Source organism: Streptomyces sp. NPDC051041 (genome assembly GCF_044456065.1).
GTDB classification, from domain to species: Bacteria; Actinomycetota; Actinomycetes; order Streptomycetales; family Streptomycetaceae; genus Streptomyces; species Streptomyces glaucus.
The window spans coordinates 457,958-474,989 of record NZ_JBITFM010000003.1 but is presented as its reverse complement, the minus strand read 5'-3'; the positions used below and the strand labels follow the sequence as shown (position 1 = coordinate 474,989).

At 74.5% G+C, this 17,032-nt stretch carries 14 protein-coding genes and 2 pseudogenes; 7 read left to right on the top strand and 9 right to left on the bottom strand.

The features are described 5' to 3' along the window. Positions 1-9 precede the first annotated feature (9 nt). Both sfnG and ACIBAI_RS08255 read right to left on the bottom strand, forming a co-directional pair. Positions 10-1,122, bottom strand: a complete 1,113-nt coding sequence (gene sfnG / locus ACIBAI_RS08260; protein WP_399032049.1) for a dimethylsulfone monooxygenase SfnG — start codon at positions 1,120-1,122, stop codon at positions 10-12. Between the two features lie 180 nt (positions 1,123-1,302). Continuing rightward, positions 1,303-1,380, bottom strand: coding sequence for a putative leader peptide (locus ACIBAI_RS08255; RefSeq protein ID WP_384264940.1), 78 nt, complete (start codon positions 1,378-1,380; stop codon positions 1,303-1,305). Positions 1,381-1,523: 143 nt separating this feature from the next. On the opposite strand from ACIBAI_RS08255, the gene ACIBAI_RS08250 reads away from it, so the two are divergent. Next, positions 1,524-2,444, top strand: a complete 921-nt coding sequence (locus tag ACIBAI_RS08250; RefSeq protein ID WP_399032047.1) for a LysR family transcriptional regulator — start codon at positions 1,524-1,526, stop codon at positions 2,442-2,444. A 25-nt stretch (positions 2,445-2,469) separates the two neighbouring features. Here the strand turns inward: ACIBAI_RS08250 and ACIBAI_RS08245 are convergent, their stop codons facing one another. Next, the gene (locus ACIBAI_RS08245; RefSeq protein ID WP_399032046.1) at positions 2,470-2,637 is read right to left on the bottom strand and encodes a hypothetical protein; all 168 of its coding nucleotides are present in this window, start codon (positions 2,635-2,637) and stop codon (positions 2,470-2,472) included. 169 nt (positions 2,638-2,806) lie between these two features. Further along, positions 2,807-3,511, bottom strand: coding sequence for a chaplin (locus tag ACIBAI_RS08240; RefSeq protein WP_399032044.1), 705 nt, complete (start codon positions 3,509-3,511; stop codon positions 2,807-2,809). A gap of 333 nt (positions 3,512-3,844) precedes the next feature. On the opposite strand from ACIBAI_RS08240, the gene ACIBAI_RS08235 reads away from it, so the two are divergent. The 3 genes from ACIBAI_RS08235 to ACIBAI_RS08225 all read left to right on the top strand — a co-directional run bounded on the left by ACIBAI_RS08235 (position 3,845) and on the right by ACIBAI_RS08225 (position 8,670). Further along, positions 3,845-5,428, top strand: coding sequence for an alpha/beta hydrolase (locus tag ACIBAI_RS08235; RefSeq protein WP_399032042.1), 1,584 nt, complete (start codon positions 3,845-3,847; stop codon positions 5,426-5,428). Between the two features lie 411 nt (positions 5,429-5,839). Continuing rightward, positions 5,840-6,934, top strand: a complete 1,095-nt coding sequence (locus tag ACIBAI_RS08230; protein ID WP_399032040.1) for a chemotaxis protein — start codon at positions 5,840-5,842, stop codon at positions 6,932-6,934. 272 nt (positions 6,935-7,206) lie between these two features. Continuing rightward, positions 7,207-8,670, top strand: coding sequence for a PP2C family protein-serine/threonine phosphatase (locus ACIBAI_RS08225; protein WP_399032038.1), 1,464 nt, complete (start codon positions 7,207-7,209; stop codon positions 8,668-8,670). Positions 8,671-8,846: 176 nt separating this feature from the next. Here the strand turns inward: ACIBAI_RS08225 and ACIBAI_RS08220 are convergent, their stop codons facing one another. Next, the gene (locus ACIBAI_RS08220; RefSeq protein ID WP_399032036.1) at positions 8,847-10,349 is read right to left on the bottom strand and encodes a hypothetical protein; all 1,503 of its coding nucleotides are present in this window, start codon (positions 10,347-10,349) and stop codon (positions 8,847-8,849) included. Positions 10,350-10,594: 245 nt separating this feature from the next. On the opposite strand from ACIBAI_RS08220, the gene ACIBAI_RS08215 reads away from it, so the two are divergent. Further along, complete coding sequence (locus ACIBAI_RS08215) at positions 10,595-11,725, top strand: aminoglycoside phosphotransferase family protein (protein WP_399032035.1); 1,131 nt, start codon at positions 10,595-10,597, stop codon at positions 11,723-11,725. A gap of 548 nt (positions 11,726-12,273) precedes the next feature. Here the strand turns inward: ACIBAI_RS08215 and ACIBAI_RS08210 are convergent. The 4 genes and pseudogenes from ACIBAI_RS08210 to ACIBAI_RS08195 all read right to left on the bottom strand — a co-directional run. After that, positions 12,274-12,771 carry a hypothetical protein gene (locus ACIBAI_RS08210; RefSeq protein ID WP_344606623.1) on the bottom strand — a complete coding sequence of 166 codons (498 nt, stop codon included), beginning with the start codon at positions 12,769-12,771 and terminating at the stop codon, positions 12,274-12,276. 155 nt (positions 12,772-12,926) lie between these two features. After that, on the bottom strand, positions 12,927-13,829 hold the full coding sequence (locus ACIBAI_RS08205; protein WP_399032033.1) for a universal stress protein: 903 nt from the start codon (positions 13,827-13,829) through the stop codon (positions 12,927-12,929). 149 nt (positions 13,830-13,978) lie between these two features. Continuing rightward, a complete protein-coding gene (locus ACIBAI_RS08200) occupies positions 13,979-14,221 on the bottom strand; it encodes a DUF397 domain-containing protein (RefSeq protein ID WP_344606619.1) in 243 nt (80 codons plus the stop codon). A gap of 363 nt (positions 14,222-14,584) precedes the next feature. Continuing rightward, positions 14,585-14,838: pseudogene (locus tag ACIBAI_RS08195) on the bottom strand (NADP-dependent oxidoreductase); the annotation flags it as partial. A gap of 4 nt (positions 14,839-14,842) precedes the next feature. On the opposite strand from ACIBAI_RS08195, the pseudogene ACIBAI_RS08190 reads away from it, so the two are divergent. Next, positions 14,843-15,112 (top strand): annotated as a pseudogene (locus ACIBAI_RS08190) (TetR/AcrR family transcriptional regulator); the annotation flags it as partial. 496 nt (positions 15,113-15,608) lie between these two features. Continuing rightward, the gene (paaK, locus tag ACIBAI_RS08185; protein ID WP_399032031.1) at positions 15,609-16,904 is read left to right on the top strand and encodes a phenylacetate--CoA ligase PaaK; all 1,296 of its coding nucleotides are present in this window, start codon (positions 15,609-15,611) and stop codon (positions 16,902-16,904) included. Positions 16,905-17,032 lie beyond the last annotated feature (128 nt).

Genomic DNA, 17,032 nt, shown 5'->3' with positions numbered 1-17,032 from the left:
GCGGTGCGGTCAGGCGTGGGCGGGGGCGGAATCGGCGGGCAGGCCGGCCTCCAGCTCGCGGACGAGCGGCAGGACGCGGCGGCCGAAGTACTCGACCTCTTCGTGATAGTGGAGGAAGCCCAGGAGGAAAAGGTCGACGCCGAGCCTCTTGTAGGCGACGATCCGCTCGGCGATCTGCTCCGGGGTGCCGATCAGGCCGGTGCGGAAGCCGTCGTTGTACTGCACCAGGTCCTCGAAGGCGGAGTCCTGCCACATGCCCTTGCCGTCGGCGGTGGACCGGCCGGCCTGCCGGACGGCCGCGCCGAAGCCCTCCACGGCCTCGGTGTCGGCCCGGGCGACGATCTCCCGGAGCGTCTCGCGGGCCTCGGCCTCGGTGTCGCGGGCGATGAGGAAGGCGTTGAGGCCGAATCTCGGGGGTGTGCGGCCGGCCCGGGCGGCGGAGGCGCGGATGTCGGCGAGTTGCTCGACGACGCCGTCGAAGTCCCTGCCGTTGGAGAAGTACCAGTCGGAGACGCGGCCGGCCATGGCGCGGGCGGCGGTGGAGTTGCCGCCCTGGAAGATCTCCGGGTGCGGCCGCCCGGGGGCGCCGAGGGGCTTGGGCTTGAGGGAGAAGTCCCGCAGCCGGTAGAAGTCTCCGGCGAGTTCGGCGTGGTCCTCGGTCCAGATCGTGCGCAGGGCGCGGATGAACTCCTCGGACCGGCGGTAGCGTTCGTCGTGCTCCAGCCAGGGCTCGCCGAGGGCGGTGAACTCGCTCTTGAACCAGCCGCTGACGACGTTGACGGCGAAGCGGCCGTTCGACAGGTGGTCGGCGGTGGCGCCGAACTTGGCGAGGACGCCCGGGTGCCACAGGCCCGGGTGGACGGCGGCGATGACCTTCAGCCGCTGGGTGGCGAGCAGCAGCGCGAGGCTGAAGCCGGTCGACTCGTGCTGGTACTCGGCGCCGTAGCCGGCCATGTAGCGGACCTGGCTGAGCGCGTACTCGAAGCCGTTGTTCTCGGCGAGGACGGCGAGCTCGCGGTTGTACTCGTACCCCCAGTCGGTGCGTTGCTCGATCCTGCTGGTGACCAGGCCGCCGCTGACGTTGGGGACCCAGTAGGCGAATTTCACGGGCTGCGCGGACATGCAAAACTCCTGTCGCGTATCTGCCGGAAAAAGACAGAAAGAAGGCAGGGAAAGAGCCGGTACGCCGAATTCACCGGGCGCGACGGCGCGCTGAATTCAGGCGGTGCGGCGGAAAAGCGGCGCACGGCTGCCCGGGGAAGGCGGGTGCGGCGGTGCGGGGAAGCGGCGGATCGGCGGGGATCAGGCCGCGTGGCAACAGGAGGCGCTGGAGACGCGCGCGAGGTCGACATGGCGTCGCCGCGTGAGGTCCAGTCGCATCTTCATGCCGCCGATCGTGACAGCCGTCGGCGAGGACAGTCAAGGAGAACCCGACCGGTCTCGCATCCCGGACCATTGGATTTCACGAACGCGTGACAGGGAAACCCTTGCACGCGCCGGGAATTCGCCCGCATTCTGCTGGCGTGCGGACCGAGCAACTGGAATATATCGCCGCGGTGACCCGGCTGGGTTCCCTGCGCCGCGCGGCCGAGGAACTGCGCCTGTCGCAGCCCGCGTTGAGCGAGACGGTGCGGAACCTGGAGCGGGAGCTGGGAGTCGACCTGCTGGAGCGCAAGCGTTCCGGGGCGACGATGAGCGCGGCGGGCCGGGAGCTGCTGCCGCACATCGTCGACGTCCTGGACGCGGTGGACCGGCTGGGGGCGGCGGCGGGCGAGCAGCACCGCATCAGCCGCATGGTGCGCGTCGGCACCGTGAACGCGGCGACCGTGCCGCTGCTCATCCCGTCCGTGCGGGAGTTCCGCGTCGCGCACCCGCTCACCCAGGTCGAGGTGGTCGCCGCGCAGCAGACGGACATCCACCGGACACTGCTGGAGGGCGGTTTCGACCTCGGGCTGGTCAACCACCTGGAGGGCGACGACATGCCCGCGGAGTTCGAGTCCACCGAACTGCTGCGCGGCCGGCCGGTGGTGTGCGTGCGGCCGGACAGCCCGCTCGCGGCCCGGGCCGCGGTGTCGGTGGACGAGTTGCCGGCCGAGCCGCTGGTCGCCATGCGGTCCGGCTATGTGATGCACCGCTGTGTGCACCGCCTGCTGGACGGACGCCTGCCGTCCTTCGCCTGTTCGACGGACGGCGCCGAGATGGGAAAGCTGATGGTCGCCGAGGGACTGGGGGCGGCGGTGCTGCCCGACTTCAGCGTCGCCGGCGACCCCTTGGAGCGGTGCGGGGCGATCACGTACCGGCCGCTCGCCGCTGACACCCCCCGGATCCTGCTGATGCTGCGGCGCCGCCGGGCGGAGTCCGTGCCGCGGGCGGCGCGCGATCTGCACGAGGTGTTCGTGCGCAGGGCGCGGCGGCTGGACGACGCCCCGCCCCGGTCGGCGTGACCCCGCCCGGCGGCCCGCTCCGCGACTACTTCTCGCCGTGGTCCGGGACCACCACGAGGAAGGCGTCCGACTTCAGGTCCATCACGACCGTCGCGGGCTCGCCCTCCGCGCGGCGCGCCGCCGCGTACTCCTCCGCCGGCCACGATCCGCGCGGGGATCCCGCGGGGAACCGCTCCAACACCTTCGCGTCCATCGCGGCAGACACCTGACACCTCCGGATCGACCATCGACTCGAACCGACATCTCTCGTACAATCCGCGTGCCCTCGATCGGGGCGGACATGTACGGCCTGCCGGAATTGCGAGCGGCGACCGGCCGGGCCCCGTCGGGCGGCGCTCGGTGGGGCCCGGCCGCGCCGTCCGTCAGCTCTGCGGCCTCGGCCGGGAGCGCCGGTACAGGATCGCTCCGCCCAGGACGAGGACGGCGCTCCCCGCGAGGGCGGGGAGGGTCTGGTCCGCTCCCGTGCGGGCCAGGGCGACCGGGGCCGGGGACGCGGCGGGCGGGGCGGGCCTCGGCTGCGCGCGGCGCTCGGGCGGGGCGGCCGGCTCCGGGACCGGGGCCGGCTCCGGGACCGGCTTCGCGGGGCGGTCCGGGCGGTCGGGGTGGTCGCCGGGCGTGTTGACCGACTCGTTGCCGGTGGCCGGGTTGCCGACGCCCACCACGTTCACGCTGTTGCCGCTGACGTTCACCGGGGCGTGCACCGGGAGCTGGACGACGTTGCCGGAGACCAGCCCCGGCGCATCCCTTCCGCCGCCTTCGGCGACCGCGCCGCCGGCTCCGCCGTCCCCCTCGTGTCCCTGCCGCGCCGCCCCCTCGTTGGCACAGCGGTTGCCCGCGGCGGGGTTGAGGGCGCCCAGCACGTTCACGGTGTTCCCGCACACGTTCACCGGGACGTGCACCGGGAGCTGGACGACGTTGCCGGAGACCAGCCCGGGCGAGCCGGCCGCGGAGCCGTTCGCCACCGAGCCGCCGTCCGTCGCGAAAGCGGCGGATGCCGGGATCGTCATGACCATCGCGCCCGACGCGGCGGCGACGGCGATCACACGGTTTCGGGTAACCCGTTTCATGGGTCCCTGCCTTCCAGACATGGTCGCGAGCGTTCGCCCGCATCGGATAAAACGCCGGAGAACCATGCGAGTTATGGCTTATCGGCCTTTCACCCCATCGAGTGGCACGCTTGTCGAACAATGGCAAAGGCGACCGGTCGGGCAGTGGGAGAGGACCGACGGCGAAGGCGCGGCCCGACAGGGCGGCTGCGCCCCGGCGGCGCGGCGAAGCGCCCGGGACGAGCCCTCTCGTGCGGCTCCGCCGCTCCGGAGGCGGCGCCCGGGAATGCCGCCTATGGTGATGATCGAGGGCGCCGTTCTCCGGTCCGCGACGGGGCGCCCCTGGAGGCATCGATGCTGGCCAAGCTGTCGAATCGGTCCTCGGCCGGCCGCTGCGCGGTCGCCGCCGCGGCCGGCCTGGCGCTGCTGGGCGCGGGGCTGCCCGCCGCGGCCGCGGACGATTCCGGGCCCGGCCTGTCCCGGTTCTACCGCCAGGAGGTCGCCTGGTCCGCCTGCGAGGGCGCGGGCGCACCGGAGGACCTGCAGTGCGGAAAGGTCACCGTACCCCTGGACTACGCCCGGCCCGAGGCGGGCACGCTCGATCTCGCCCTCGCCCGCTACCGGGCGACCGGCGAGTCCCGCGGCTCGGTGCTGCTGAACTTCGGCGGTCCGGGCGGCTCGGGCGTCAGCGAACTCGCCGCCGCCGGCAAGAACTTCATGCACCTCACCAACGGCTACGACGTGGTGGCCTTCGATCCCCGCGGTGTGGGCAGGTCCTCCCCGGTCAGCTGCGGCGAGGGGGCCGCCGGCCTGCTGGACGCGACGGACGGGGACGAGGACGTGCGCCGTGATCCGCAGGCCGTGCTGCGGCTGCTGCGGGAGGCCGCCGCCGAGTGCGCCGAGCACGCGGGCCCCGTCCTGCCCCACATCGGCACCGTCGACGTCTCCCGCGACATGGACGTGATGCGCCAGGCGCTCGGCGACGAGAAGCTCAACTATCTGGGATTCTCCTACGGGACCCGGCTGGGCGCGGTGTACGCGGCCCAGTTCCCCGACAAGGTGGGCCGGGTGGTGCTGGACGGTGTGGACACGCTGACGGAGCCGCTGTCTGAGCAGGGCCTGGCCGGGGCGCAGGGGCAGCAGACCGCGCTGGAGAACTTCATCGACTGGTGCGTGGAGGACATCGCCTGCCCGTTCGGGCAGGACGCGCGCGAGGCCCGCCGGCAGGTCGTGCGGCTCGTCGCCGCCCTCGACGAGGATCCGCTGCCGACGGCCTTCGGCGACGTGTTCACCGGCCAGGACCTGGTGGGCGCCATCGGGCAGGCGCTCTACAGCAGGGAGCTGTGGCCCTCGCTGGAGCGGGCTCTGGCGCTGCTGGTGGAGGACGGCGACACACGCGGTGTGGAGGGCTTCGCGTCGGGCGGCTTCGGGCTTCCGGTGCGCGAGGACGGCCCCGGGGGCCTCGTCGACGAGGAGGACGTGCCCCTCGACAACCTGCCGGCCGCGCTGATGGCGATCAACTGCGCGGACGACCCGGACCGCCCCAGCGCCGAGCGGATCACCAGGGACCTGGGCCGGCTGCGCGCCGCGTACGAGGAGGCGTCGCCGGTGTTCGGCCGGTACCGGCTCACCCAGGTGCTGATGTGCTACGGCCGCCCCAAGGGCACCGACTTCATCCGCCACGAGGTCAAGGACGTCGACACGCCGAAGATGCTGCTCGTCGGCACCCGCGGCGACCCGGCGACGCCGTACCGGTGGACGGAGCAGACCGCCGAGCGGCTCGGCCCGTCGGCGGTGGTGCTCGACAACAAGGGCGAGGGGCACACCGGGTACGCGTCCTCGAAGTGCGTGCGCCGCACGGTCGACGCCTTCCTGCTGTACGGCTCCCTGCCGCCGGACCGCAGCTCCTGCGGCGCCGAGGACGACGGCAGGGGGTGAGGCGGGCCCGCACCCCGTCGCTCGGCGCAGGGAGGTCCCCGGGTGCGGAGGTCCAGCCACAGCGCCGGTCCGGGGCGCGCTCCGGGCCGCGCCGTCCGGGTGGTCAGCGGGGTGCCGCGGTGGGCGGGGCCTACCGGACCCGTCCCGGGCCGACGGGGCCGGACACCGGGTGGCCGGGACCGGTCAACGCGGCCTTGACGCGCGCGACGCCCCGGACCCCCTTCGGTCGGGCTTTGCACATGCGACACCCCCTGGGCCGCCCCGCACCAGGTGACCGGCGCGCGAAATCAGCCGGGAGCAAAGACTTCCCCCGCTTTCCGCGCACCCCTTCCCGCAGCGTCACCGCACCGACGGGACGGTGGGCGGATTACCCCGAATGCCCGATAGGCGAATCGGTTCTATCGTGCTGACATGGAGCACGATCTCAGCCTCACCGCCCTCGCCGAGCTGCGGCGCCCCCGCCCCTACCCCGCGGTCTCCGTGCTGACGCCGACGCACCGCCGCGACCCTTACAACGCCCAGGATCCGGTCCGGCTGCGCAATGCGGTGACCGAGGCGAAGAAACGTCTGGAGACCGACCCCGCGGTCCCCCGGGAGCGGCGCGCCGAGGTCGCCCGGCAACTCGACCGGGCCCTGACCGAGGTCGACCTGACGCACACCGAGGACGGCCTGGCGATCTTCGCCGCGCCCGGGGAGCACCAGGTGTGGACCCTGACCCGGAGCGTGCCCGAGCGCGTGGTGCTCTCGGACACCTTCCTGACCCGCAACCTCGTCGCCGCCCGGGCCGCCGAGCGGCCGTTCTGGGTGCTGTCGGTCTCCGCGGACCGCGTCACGCTGTGGAGCGGCGGCGCGGACCGCGTCGCCGAGGACCACACCTGCGGGTTCCCGCTGATCAGGAACCCGGAGAACTTCGACCCCGAGCGCCAGGAGCGGATCGGCGACCCGCCGGGCACCTTCCGCGACGAACGCACCCGCCGTTTCCTGCGCGAGGCCGACACCGCGATGCACGCGGTCCTGCGCGAACACCCCCGGCCGCTGTACGTCACCGGCAAGCGGGCCGCGCTGTCCCTGCTGTGGGAACTCGGCGGGGTCGCCAAGAACGCGGTGCACATCCCGCACGGCGGACTCGCGCACGGCACGCCCGAGGCCGTGTGGCGGGCGGTGCGGCCCGTCGTCGACGCCGAGACGCGCAGGTCCGCCGAGGAGGTGCTGCGGGAGCTGGCATCGGCCCGGGGCCGCAGGAACTTCGCGGCCGGCGCGGACGAGCTGTGGCAGAGCGCCCTGGCGGGCCGCGTCCGGTTGCTGGCCGTCGAGGAGAACTGCCAGGTGACGGTGCGCGACGCCGGCGACCACCTGGCGCCGGCCGAGAGCGGCGATCCCGACGCCCGCGAGGACATCGTGGACGAGATCGTCGAACGATGCCTGGAGACCGGCGCCGAGGTCCGCTTCGTCCCGGACGGCACACTGGGGGACGCGAACGGGATCGCCGGGGTGCTGCGGTACTGAAGGCAGTGGAACATAGGATCGTCGAACATCCGGCAGCACCTCGGGGAACTTTCCGGTCATCCGCCAAGTGGCGTGTCGCATCTAGGAGTTGGCTGCTCGAAGCCGTACGTCGCCAAGGCGCCGCGAGCGCTCCGCGAAGACGGCGGCATATGCCAGGCGCATCGCCGCGTCGCGTCTTGCCGAATCCCTTACGGGCCGTCGCGGGCTGTGCGACAGTCGTAACGGTTCTTCTCCCGGCCCCTGGCCGTACCGTCCCCGCATCGGAGTGCGTCATGCCGTCCCCCCTCTCCGCGGACCGCCCAGCCGCCCAGCCGCCAGGAAGCGGTTCGGTCGACGCGCTGATATCGCAGACGCGGCGGCTCAAGGGCGGCCTGGACGCCGTCCGGCGCGACGCCCAGGACGACGGATCGGACCCGCGGGGACGCTGGCAGCGCGCCCTGTGCGATCTGGCGCTGCACCAACTCGACGATCTCGACCAGCACTTGGCGCAGCTGCGGGACGGCCCGCTGCCCGCCCCCGGGCCGTCCGAGCCGGTCGTCACCGCCCCGGTGGCGACCGCCGCTCCCCCGTCCGGCTCCCTGCTCGGCCGGGTCGGCAGCGCGGAGTGGAACCTGCTGACGGACCGGGCCGACTGGTCCGGGGAGCTCTACCGGATCCTCGGCCGCGACCCCGCGGCTCCCCCGCTCACCCTCGACGAGCTGCCGTCCCTGGTCCTCGACGCGGACCGGCCGAAGCTGACGGCCATGGTCACGGACTGCCTCGTCGACGCCCGGCCCGTCGACGGGGAGTTCCGCGTCGTCCGGCCGGACGGCGACGTACGGACCGTGCACATGATGGGCGAGCCCGTGCTCGACGCGGACGGCAGCACCGCCTCGATGTGGGCGGTGCTGCGAGACGTCAGTGAACTGCGGCGCAGCCAGCGGGCGGTGAGCGAGACCCGTGACTCGCTCAGCCGCCGCCGGCACCGCGCGCGGACCGAGCACCGGGTCGCGGCCGAGCTGCAGGAGGCCGTGCTGCCGCCGTGGCACGGCCCCCTGCGGCTCCCGCGCCGGGACCGCCGCCTGGACCTGTACGGCCACCGCCTGCCGGCGTCACGGGGCGCACCGGTCGGCGGCGACTGGTTCGACGCCCTCGAACTGCCGGACGGCGAGGTGCTGTTGAGCGCCGGCGACCTGGCCGGTCACGGGATCGCCGTGGCCTCGGGCATGACGATGCTGCTGGGCGCCCTGCGCGGCATGGCGATGGCGGGCACCCGTCCGGGGCGGCTGATGGCCGGGCTCAACCGGTTGCTGGACACCACCGTCCGGCCGGCCCTGGGCAGCGCCGTCTGCTGCCGCTACCGCCCCGCGACCCGCACCCTGGTGTGGGCGCAGGCCGGACACCCCGCCCCGCTGCTGTTCCGCAACGGGACGGGGCGCGGACTGCGGGCGCCGGACGGCGTCCCGCTCGGCGGCCCCCCGGACGCCCGCTACGGGCAGGCCGAGGAGGTCCTCGAGGTGGGTGACCTGCTGCTCCTGTACACCGACGGATTGGTGCCGCGGCGGTGGGAGCCTCCCCGTTCGAGCGAAGCCGGAAGCGGGGCGGGGACGGCGGCCGTGAGCCAGCTCCTCGGTCTGGCTCCGCGCTTCGCCGAGGCGCGGACCGCACAGGAGTGCGTGCGGACGGTGGTGGAGGAGTTCAGTGGAACCGAACGCGTGGACGACGCGTGCGTGCTCGTCGCCAGGGTGATGTCGTAGGGAGTGCGCGGAGACCGCGGATGCGGTGGCGCGGAACCGCGCAGTCGTGCTCGCAGGGACTGCGGGGTCGGGACGGAAGCGTGGGTGGCGGGAACAGGCGTATCGCGTGAGCGGAGGCGCCGTGGGAGCACCGGAGCGGGAACAGCGGCGGCACGGTCCCCCGTGCGCTCCCTCCCCTAGACCGATGCGCCGGTGCCGTCGCCCCGCTTCCTCGTCTGGGCCTTCGGCAGGGCCAGCTCAATCTCCTCCCGCAGCTCCTTGATCCTCGGGTAGCCGGCGTACTCGGCGGTGAGCCGGTACATCTGACGCAGCCGGTCCCAGGTGCGCTGGGAGGAGTTGGACCCCATCGACACCAGGGCCAACCGGGCGTAGCGGTCCGCCTGTTCGGGGTCGTCGGCGATGAAGCAGGCGGAGGCCATCGACAGGTAGTCGAAGATCTTCGACCGCTGCCGGGCGTCGGTCCGCAGGGCGAGGGCCTTCTCCGCGTAGTGCTGCGCGTGCACGGCCGCGGCCGGCTCGAACTCCGCGAGCGTGCGGTAGGCCAGGGCCTGCATGCCGTACAGGTCCTCCTCCGTGAACAGCTGCATCCAGTCCGGCGGCGGTACGTCGCCCTTGTCGGAGACGAAGAGGTCCTCCGCCTCGCCCAGGGTGCGGCGCATCGCCTGGCCCCTGCCCATGGCGGCCTGCGCCCAGGCCTCGACGGTGCAGAGCATCGCCCTGGTGCGCGGCAGCACCTCCTCCCCGGCCCCGGACTGGGCGAGCTTCATCAGGTCGAGCGCGTCGTCGGGCCGGCCCAGGTGCACCATCTGGCGCGCCGCCCGGGAGAGCGCCTCGCCGGCGCGGGGCCGGTCACCGCCCTCCCTCGCCGCGTGGGCGGCGATGACGAAGTACTTCTGGGCCGTGGGCTCCAGGCCGACGTCGTGCGACATCCAGCCCGCCAGCACGGCGAGGTTGGCGGCGACGCCCCACAGGCGCCGCTGGAGGTGGGGAGGGTGACGGTAGGCGAGCATGCCGCCCACCTCGTTGAGCTGGCCCACCACGGCCTTGCGCTGGAGGCCGCCGCCCCGGGCGGCGTCCCAGGCGCGGAAGACCTCGACCGAGCGCTCCAGTTCCTCGACCTCCTGCGACCCGATGGGGGCGGCCTCGTAGCGGTCGAACCCGGCGGGTTCGGCGTGCAGGGGGTGGTCGAGATCGGGAGCGTCGGCCGCCAGGGCCGGATCGGTGTGCAGCCAGTCGTGCATGGCGCTGCTGAGTGCGGATCCCGCGGCGAGCGCGGCACCCGCGCCCACCAAACCGCGTCGGTTGAGCATGAGGTCCATTCCCGTGAATTCGGTGAGGACCGCGGCGGTCCGTTCGGGCGCCCACGGCACTCCGTCGGGATGCTCCGCATGCCCGCCGCCCTGCCGTCTCCCCGCACGTCCGCGCCGGACCAGGCCGAGGTCCTCGATGGTCACGACACGGCCGAGACGCTCGGTGAACAGGGCCGCCAGCACCCGCGGCACGGGATCGCGCGGGATCTCCCCCATGTCGATCCACCGCCGCACCCGTGAGGTGTCGGTCGCCAGCTGGGGGTGGCCCATCGCCGCCGCCTGCCGGTTGACCAGCCTCGCGAGCTCACCCTTGGACCAGCCGGTCAGGCCGAACAGGTCCGCGAGCCGGGTGTTGGGTCGTCCGCTCACATCAAGCCCCCAGGTTCTCGGCTGAGTTGACAGTAGCCGGGCCGAAGGGGCCGGGCGACTATTCGCCAGGGTTCGCCAGGGTGCGCCAGATGGTGTGCCACGGGGCATCGGGTGTCAGGTAGGAACGCGCCACCCCGACCCGGTCGCCGCAGGGGCATTCCCCAGGGTGCGCCGGCACGGCCGGGCGGGTGCGCGCCGACGTTCCAGGCAGGCACTGCAGGCATACGAAGGGATCCGTCTCACCCATGTACGCAGCTTCGTCCTCCGTGTCCGCCCCGCCCCGGTCGCCGCTTCCCCGCCCGGCGGGCGGCGGTCCCCACCCCGCCCCCGCGCGCCCGTCGGCCCCCGCGCTCGGCACCGGCCGGACGCGGCGTGCCGCGGGGCCCGGCACCCCGCCGCTCAGCGGGAGACTCGACTTGTCCGGCCCTCAGGGCGCCCAGCTGCGCACGGCGATCGCCTCGGTGCACCGGATCTGTCCCGAGTTCGCCCCGGTGCAGGTGCTGCGCCGCAGCGGGCGGTCCGTGCTCCTGGTCGGTACGACCGGACGCGGCACCGCCGTCGCCAAGTGCTTACTGGACCACTCCCCGGCGTGGGCCGAGCGGATCCGGCACGAGATAGGCGCATACCGCTCGTTCGTCCGGCACCGCCCGCCCGTTCGGGTGCCGAGGCTGATCGCGGCGGACCCGGACACCTGCACGCTCGTCGTCGAGCGGATGCCGGGCAGGGTGGTGGCGCTCCGGCGGCACCCGACGGAGGCGCCGCCGCGGGCGGACATCCGCGCGGTGCTCGACGCGATCTGCCGGCTGAACGCCTGGCGGCCGCCGGCGGGCGCCTTCGACCGGCCGCTGGACTACGCGGCGCGGATCACCCGGTACCACGAGCTCGGCCTGCTCACCGACCGGGACCTGGGCGACCTGCAGAAGCTGCTGCACGGCATCGCGCATGTGGCCGGGCGGCAGGGCATGGGCCAGTTCTGCCACGGCGACGCACTGCTGTCGAACGTCCTGCTCTCACCGACCGGCCCCGTGCTGGTGGACTGGGAACACGCCGGCTGGTACCTGCCGGGCTACGACCTGGCGACGCTGTGGACGGTGCTCGGGGACGCGCCGGCGGCCCGGCGGCGGATCAGCCAGATCGCGCAGTCGGCGGGCCCGGCCGCGCGGGACGCCTTCCTGGTGAACCTGATGCTGGTGCTCACCCGTGAGATCCGCAGGTACGAGACGGCCGTGCAGCGTTCGCTGCACGGCGCGGCGCCGGGAGCGGCCCACCCGGGTGCCGCGCCGTCCGGCGAGGAACAGCGGCTGCTGCTCAGGCGACTGCACGACGACTGCCAGATGGCCCGACGGGCCGTGCGGGCGGCGGTCGGCACCCGCTGACGGGGACGACGGTCCACGGTGCGCCCGCTCAGGGGCACGCCGCGGACCGTCGTGTGCGGCGGCGCGGAACTCCGCCGGGCGCGCCGACGACGCGGCACGTCCCCTTCCGGTGGAAGTGATTGACGGACCGTCCGTTCGACGGGCCGTCGGTTCGCAGGAGGCCGCTGTACGAGGAACCGCCACCGTCCTCGGTCACGGGCGTTCCCGTGCGACGGCCGGCGCCCTGGCCGCGACGGCCCTGCTGCTCCCGCTGCTCGGCGCGGCCCCGTCCGCGGTCCGCCTCATGACGCTGCCGACGGCGGCCGACCCGACCGGGCTGAGCCCGAAGCGACCGCGTACCGGTCCGGCCGCCGACGTCGCGGACGGTACCGCCCTGCTCGCCGCCGCCCAGCGGGGCCCGGTCGGGGCCCGGGCGGAGTCCGGATGCCTGGTACGCGGAGGCGAGGCACCGGTCGCCGGCGCGGCTGGTGGCGTATGCGGCACGTCCTCGGCCACGGCGGCGTGCCGGGGGCCGTCCCCGGCATGCGCGCCGATGGCCGGGCAGCCGGTCAGCCCTGCTGGAAGAGTTCCGCGGGCAGCGGCTTCAGCAGGGCGTACAGGTCGTCGGTGATGGGGCGGTCCCAGGCGGCGATGGTCACCAGGACGTTGTCGCTGCGGTCGAACTGCACGCAGGAGATCCGGCTCTCGGAGAGCTTGACGCGCCGCACGATCAGCAGGTTGTCGCCCTGCATCACCGGCACGTCCTCGGTGCCGACGACGGTCACCTCCTCGTCGTTCTCCAGGGCCAGCAGCAGCTGGCCCACTTCGAACGGGACCTGTCCCTCGGGGACGTCGCGGGCCGGGGAGCCCTCCGGCAGATTGCCGATGATCATGGCGGGGCCGCGTCCGCCGAACAGGTCGTAGCGCAGGAACACGCCCTGGCAGGTGCCGTCGGGGGCGGGCAGCAGTCCGGCACCGAGGTTGCCGGGCCAGTCACCCGGATCCATGGCCAGTACGTCGAAGTCGGGCCCGGCGGGAGTGGCACTGCGGCGGCGGAGGAACGACATGCCGCCATGGTACGTGCCCGGGGCCGCCGGGTGCCGTGCGGGCGGGGGCCTCCTCCGTGACCCGCGACGGCCGCCGGGACGGCCCGCTTCCCCGCCCCGGAACAGCCGGCGGAAGCCCCCTGCGCTCCGGGAACGCCCGGCTCCCCAGGGCGCCCTCACTCCTCCGGCGGCGCGGGCGGCACCACGGCGACCGGGCCGGCGGCGTGCAGCAGTACCGCCTGGGTGACGGAGCCCATCATGCGGGCGGGGGCCAGCAGACGGCGCCGGTGGCGGCCCACGACGGTCAGCTCGGCGTCCTTGGAGGCGGCGACCAGGTGCCCGGCGGCGTCGCCGGGCAGCACGGACGGCTCGGCCCGGACGTCGGGGTACCGGGTGCGGTGCGGGGCGAGGAATCCCTCGGCGAGGCTCCGCGTCTCGCTCTCGACGGCGACCTGGTCGATCACCGGCGGCACCAGCCGGCCGGGGGCGGCCCAGCTCTGGACCGGCCAGGGGTAGGCGGCGACCACCTGGAGGCGGGCGCCGCGCAGCGCGGCCTCGGCGAAGGCGAAGGCGAGCGTGGCCTCGTCGGGGCTGTCCACGTGCAGGCCGACGACCACCCGCGGTCCGGGCTCGGCCGGCCCCTCGCCGTGGACCTCGCGTCCGGGCCGGGGCACCACGACGACGGGGCATTCGGCGTCCCGGGCGGCGGCCATGCCGTTGGAGCCGAGCAACAGGCTGGCGAAGCCGCCCCGGCCCCGGGAGCCGAGCACCAACAGCTGGGCGGTGGAGCCCAGTTCGGGCAGCAGGACGGAGGACGCCCCCTCCATGCCGACGTACTCCGTCACCGGCAGGTCGGCGTGTCCCTCCAGACGGGCGCGGGCCTGGGCGAGCACCGGGTCGTCGTCCGCGTCCGGGGGCGCGGCGGCCAGCAGCTCGGCCGGCGCCCAGGTGGCGTACTGCCGCACGTGCACCACCCGCAGCGGCGCCGCGCGCCTGCGGGCGGCGTCGAGGGCCCACTCCAGGGCGCGCAGACTGTCGTCCGAACCGTCGACCGCCGCGATGACCGGCAGGGTGCTCATGGGTTCCTCACCTCCGGAAGCAGACCTTCCCTTCCCGGGGGCCAGCCTGGCTCAGGCGGGGCCCCGGGAAGGCGCTCAAGGTCGCGTGTCCGGAAAAACGGGTGGAACACCCCCGGATCGGCCGGTCGGCCCGGTGCCGCCGCGGAGGTTCAGGTCAGGTCGAACTCTCCCTCCCGCGCTCCCGACACGAAGGCGCCCCACTCGGCCGGGGTGAAGATCAGGGAAGGGCTTTCCGGGCGGGCGCTGTTCCGCATGGCGATGAACCCCTCGACGAAGGCGATCTGGACATCTCCCAGGCCGCGGCTGCTGGACTGCCACTGCGCGTTGCTGAGGTCCAGTTCCGGCTTGTCCCAGCCAGTGAGCGGGCGCTGGTGGGTGGTGGTCTCGGCCACGTCGGTGCTCCTCCCGAGTCGTCGTCCGCGGCCAGCCTAGCGATCGGGTCCCACCGCCAAAAGGCCATGTGAACAGGACATTTCAGGAGTCCGGGAGCCGGTCCCGCACGGGCGGCGCCGGAAGGGGCCGCGCACCGCCGCCGCGGGCGTGCCCGGCCGCCCGCGCACCGCGCCCGCCCGCGGTGCGCCACACGCAGACGGGCGGGGCTCTGGACCCCCGGGTCCCGGGGACGGCGATCGGGACGGTCGGCGCCGCGGGCTCCGGCCCGGGGACCGCGGTCTGTCCGCCCGGCGGACCCGGTGACGGGAGACACGCTCACCGGGTCGGCCGGGCCGTACGGCCGCGCAGGGCGAGGCTCAGACGACGATGACCCGGCGCCCGCGCGTGTGACCGGCCCGGCCGATGACGCGCAGCGCGGGCTCCGTCACGGAGGGTGCCCGGCCGCCTCCGCGAACGTCAGGCCCTCGGGCGTACGGGTCCAGGCCGACGGCACGGCGGACTCGGCATGGGTGCTCGCCCCTTCGCCGAACACGCGACCGCCGGCCTCGACTCCTTCGGCGCCCCCGCCGGCCCCGTCCACCACCCCGAAGGCGTCCTGTCCGACGCCGGCGGGCAGCACCGCCCGGATCCGGCGCATGATCGACGCCTCACCCGCCCCGCGGCAGTACGAGGAGTCGATGAGGCCGCGCCACGCGGAGTCGCCGGCGACGGCCATCGCCGGCGCTCCCGACCTGCCGCAGACCACCACGGCCCGCCGGACGATCGCGGGGTTCGCGGCCGACGCCTGCTCGCCGGCCCGCGAGGCGGCCGATCCGGAGGCCGCGGTGGACGAGATCTTCCGGATGATCGAGGCGGCCCGGGAGGCCGCCCGCCTCCCTCAGGGCGCGTGAGGAACCGCTCCTCCAGCCGGGACGGGGCCGGCCGGGGGCAAGGGCTTCGGCGTGCCCGCCGGGCGGTCCCGACTTCCCCGGCGCGTTCCCCGGCAGGGCGTCCGGCGCGCCCGACGCGGGCCTGGCCGGCTCCAGCGGCGCTCCGCCGCCCTTCCCCGTCGCCCCGGGGCCGCGAAGTCCGGTCCGCCCGGGATACGGCGAGCGGCCCGGCGGGGCAGGCGCGCCGGTCGCCGGTCCCCGTCCTCGCCGCTCCCGACGGCGCCGGGGGGCGGCCCTGACGCCGGACGGGCGGCTTTCCGCGAATCCGGCGACACCCCTGGCCGGTGCCCCCGCCGGCCGAGGCCGGTCCCGCCGGGATCTCCCGCACCGCGGCCGCCCGCACCGGGAAAACCCGCACCCGACGCTTGCTTCGGGCGGTGCGGCCTGGGTTACTGATCCCCGGTACTCGACCGAATGATCGGTCGCCCGGATCGAGCGGTTGGCGGAGGGGAGCCCCATGTCGGACACGGCGGACCTGCTGGACGCGGGAGAGCGGCTCGACGCGGAAGGCCTGCGGGCGCTGCAACTGGAGCGGCTGCGGGCGTCGCTGCGGCACGCGTACGCGCACGTGCCCTTCTACCGGGAGTCCTTCGACCGGGCGGGAGTGCGTCCGGAGGACTGCCGCACGCTCGCCGACCTGGCCCGGTTCCCCTTCACCACCAAGGCCGACCTGCGCGAGAACTACCCGTACGGCATGTTCGCCGTCCCGCACGACCGCGTCCGCCGCATCCACGCCTCCAGCGGCACCACCGGCCGTCCCACGGTCGTCGGCTACACCGACGGCGACCTGTCCCGGTGGGCGGACCTGGTGGCCCGCTCGATCCGGGCGGCGGGCGGGCGGCCCGGGGACCGGGTGCACGTGGCGTACGGCTACGGGCTGTTCACCGGCGGGCTCGGCGCGCACTACGGCGCGGAGCGGCTGGGCTGCACCGTCATCCCCGCGTCCGGCGGCATGACGGCCCGCCAGGTGCAGCTGATCCGGGACCTGGAGCCCACGGTCATCATGGTCACCCCGTCCTACATGCTCACGCTCCTGGACGAGTTCGAGCGGCAGGGCGTCGACCCGCGCGGCACCTCCCTGCGCGTGGGCGTCTTCGGCGCCGAGCCCTGGACCGAGCGGATGCGGCGGGAGATCGAGGAGCGGTTCGCGATCGACGCGGTCGACATATACGGGCTGTCGGAGGTGATCGGCCCGGGCGTCGCGCAGGAGTGCGTGGAGACCAAGGACGGCCTGCACATCTGGGAGGACCACTTCTTCCCGGAGGTCGTCGACCCGGTCACCGGCGCGGTGCTGCCGGAGGGCGAGGAGGGGGAGCTGGTCCTCACCTCGCTGACGAAGGAGGCGATGCCCGTCGTCCGGTACCGGACGCGGGACCTGACCCGGCTGCTGCCGGGCACGGCACGGGTGTTCCGCCGCATGGAGAAGGTGACCGGCCGCAGCGACGACATGGTGATCCTGCGCGGGGTCAACCTCTTCCCGACCCAGATCGAGGAGATCGTGCTGCGCACGCCGGGCGTCGCGCCCCACTTCCAGCTGCGGCTCACCCGCGAGGGCCGCCTGGACGCCCTCACCGTGCGGGCCGAGGCCCGCCCCGGCGCCGGCCCGGAGGTCCGCCGGACGGCGGCGCGGGCCATCGCGGCGGCCGTGAAGGACGGCATCGGGGTGTCGGTCGGCGTGGAGATCGTCGACCCGGAGTCGCTGGAACGGTCGGTGGGCAAGATCCGGCGGGTCGTGGACCTGCGGCCGCGCTGACGGAGGGCGCGGGGCGGGTCCGGCGGCCGCGGGACCGGGCCGGCGGTTCCGGGGCGAGCGCGGGCCGCCGGGCGGGGCCGGCGGTCACGGGACCGGGCCGCGGCGATCGCGGGGCGGGCCGAGGGGAG

Bases quoted from the DNA above. Each gene is read 5' to 3' on its own strand.
- sfnG (WP_399032049.1), bottom strand. From the start codon at position 1,122: ATGTCCGCGCAGCCCGTGAAATTCGCCTACTGGGTCCCCAACGTCAGC.
- ACIBAI_RS08255 (WP_384264940.1), bottom strand. From the start codon at position 1,380: ATGCGACTGGACCTCACGCGGCGACGCCATGTCGACCTCGCGCGCGTC.
- ACIBAI_RS08245 (WP_399032046.1), bottom strand. From the start codon at position 2,637: ATGGACGCGAAGGTGTTGGAGCGGTTCCCCGCGGGATCCCCGCGCGGA.
- ACIBAI_RS08240 (WP_399032044.1), bottom strand. From the start codon at position 3,511: ATGAAACGGGTTACCCGAAACCGTGTGATCGCCGTCGCCGCCGCGTCG.
- ACIBAI_RS08235 (WP_399032042.1), top strand. From the start codon at position 3,845: ATGCTGGCCAAGCTGTCGAATCGGTCCTCGGCCGGCCGCTGCGCGGTC.
- ACIBAI_RS08230 (WP_399032040.1), top strand. From the start codon at position 5,840: ATGGAGCACGATCTCAGCCTCACCGCCCTCGCCGAGCTGCGGCGCCCC.
- ACIBAI_RS08225 (WP_399032038.1), top strand. From the start codon at position 7,207: ATGCCGTCCCCCCTCTCCGCGGACCGCCCAGCCGCCCAGCCGCCAGGA.
- ACIBAI_RS08215 (WP_399032035.1), top strand. From the start codon at position 10,595: ATGTACGCAGCTTCGTCCTCCGTGTCCGCCCCGCCCCGGTCGCCGCTT.
- ACIBAI_RS08210 (WP_344606623.1), bottom strand. From the start codon at position 12,771: ATGTCGTTCCTCCGCCGCCGCAGTGCCACTCCCGCCGGGCCCGACTTC.
- ACIBAI_RS08205 (WP_399032033.1), bottom strand. From the start codon at position 13,829: ATGAGCACCCTGCCGGTCATCGCGGCGGTCGACGGTTCGGACGACAGT.
- paaK (WP_399032031.1), top strand. From the start codon at position 15,609: ATGTCGGACACGGCGGACCTGCTGGACGCGGGAGAGCGGCTCGACGCG.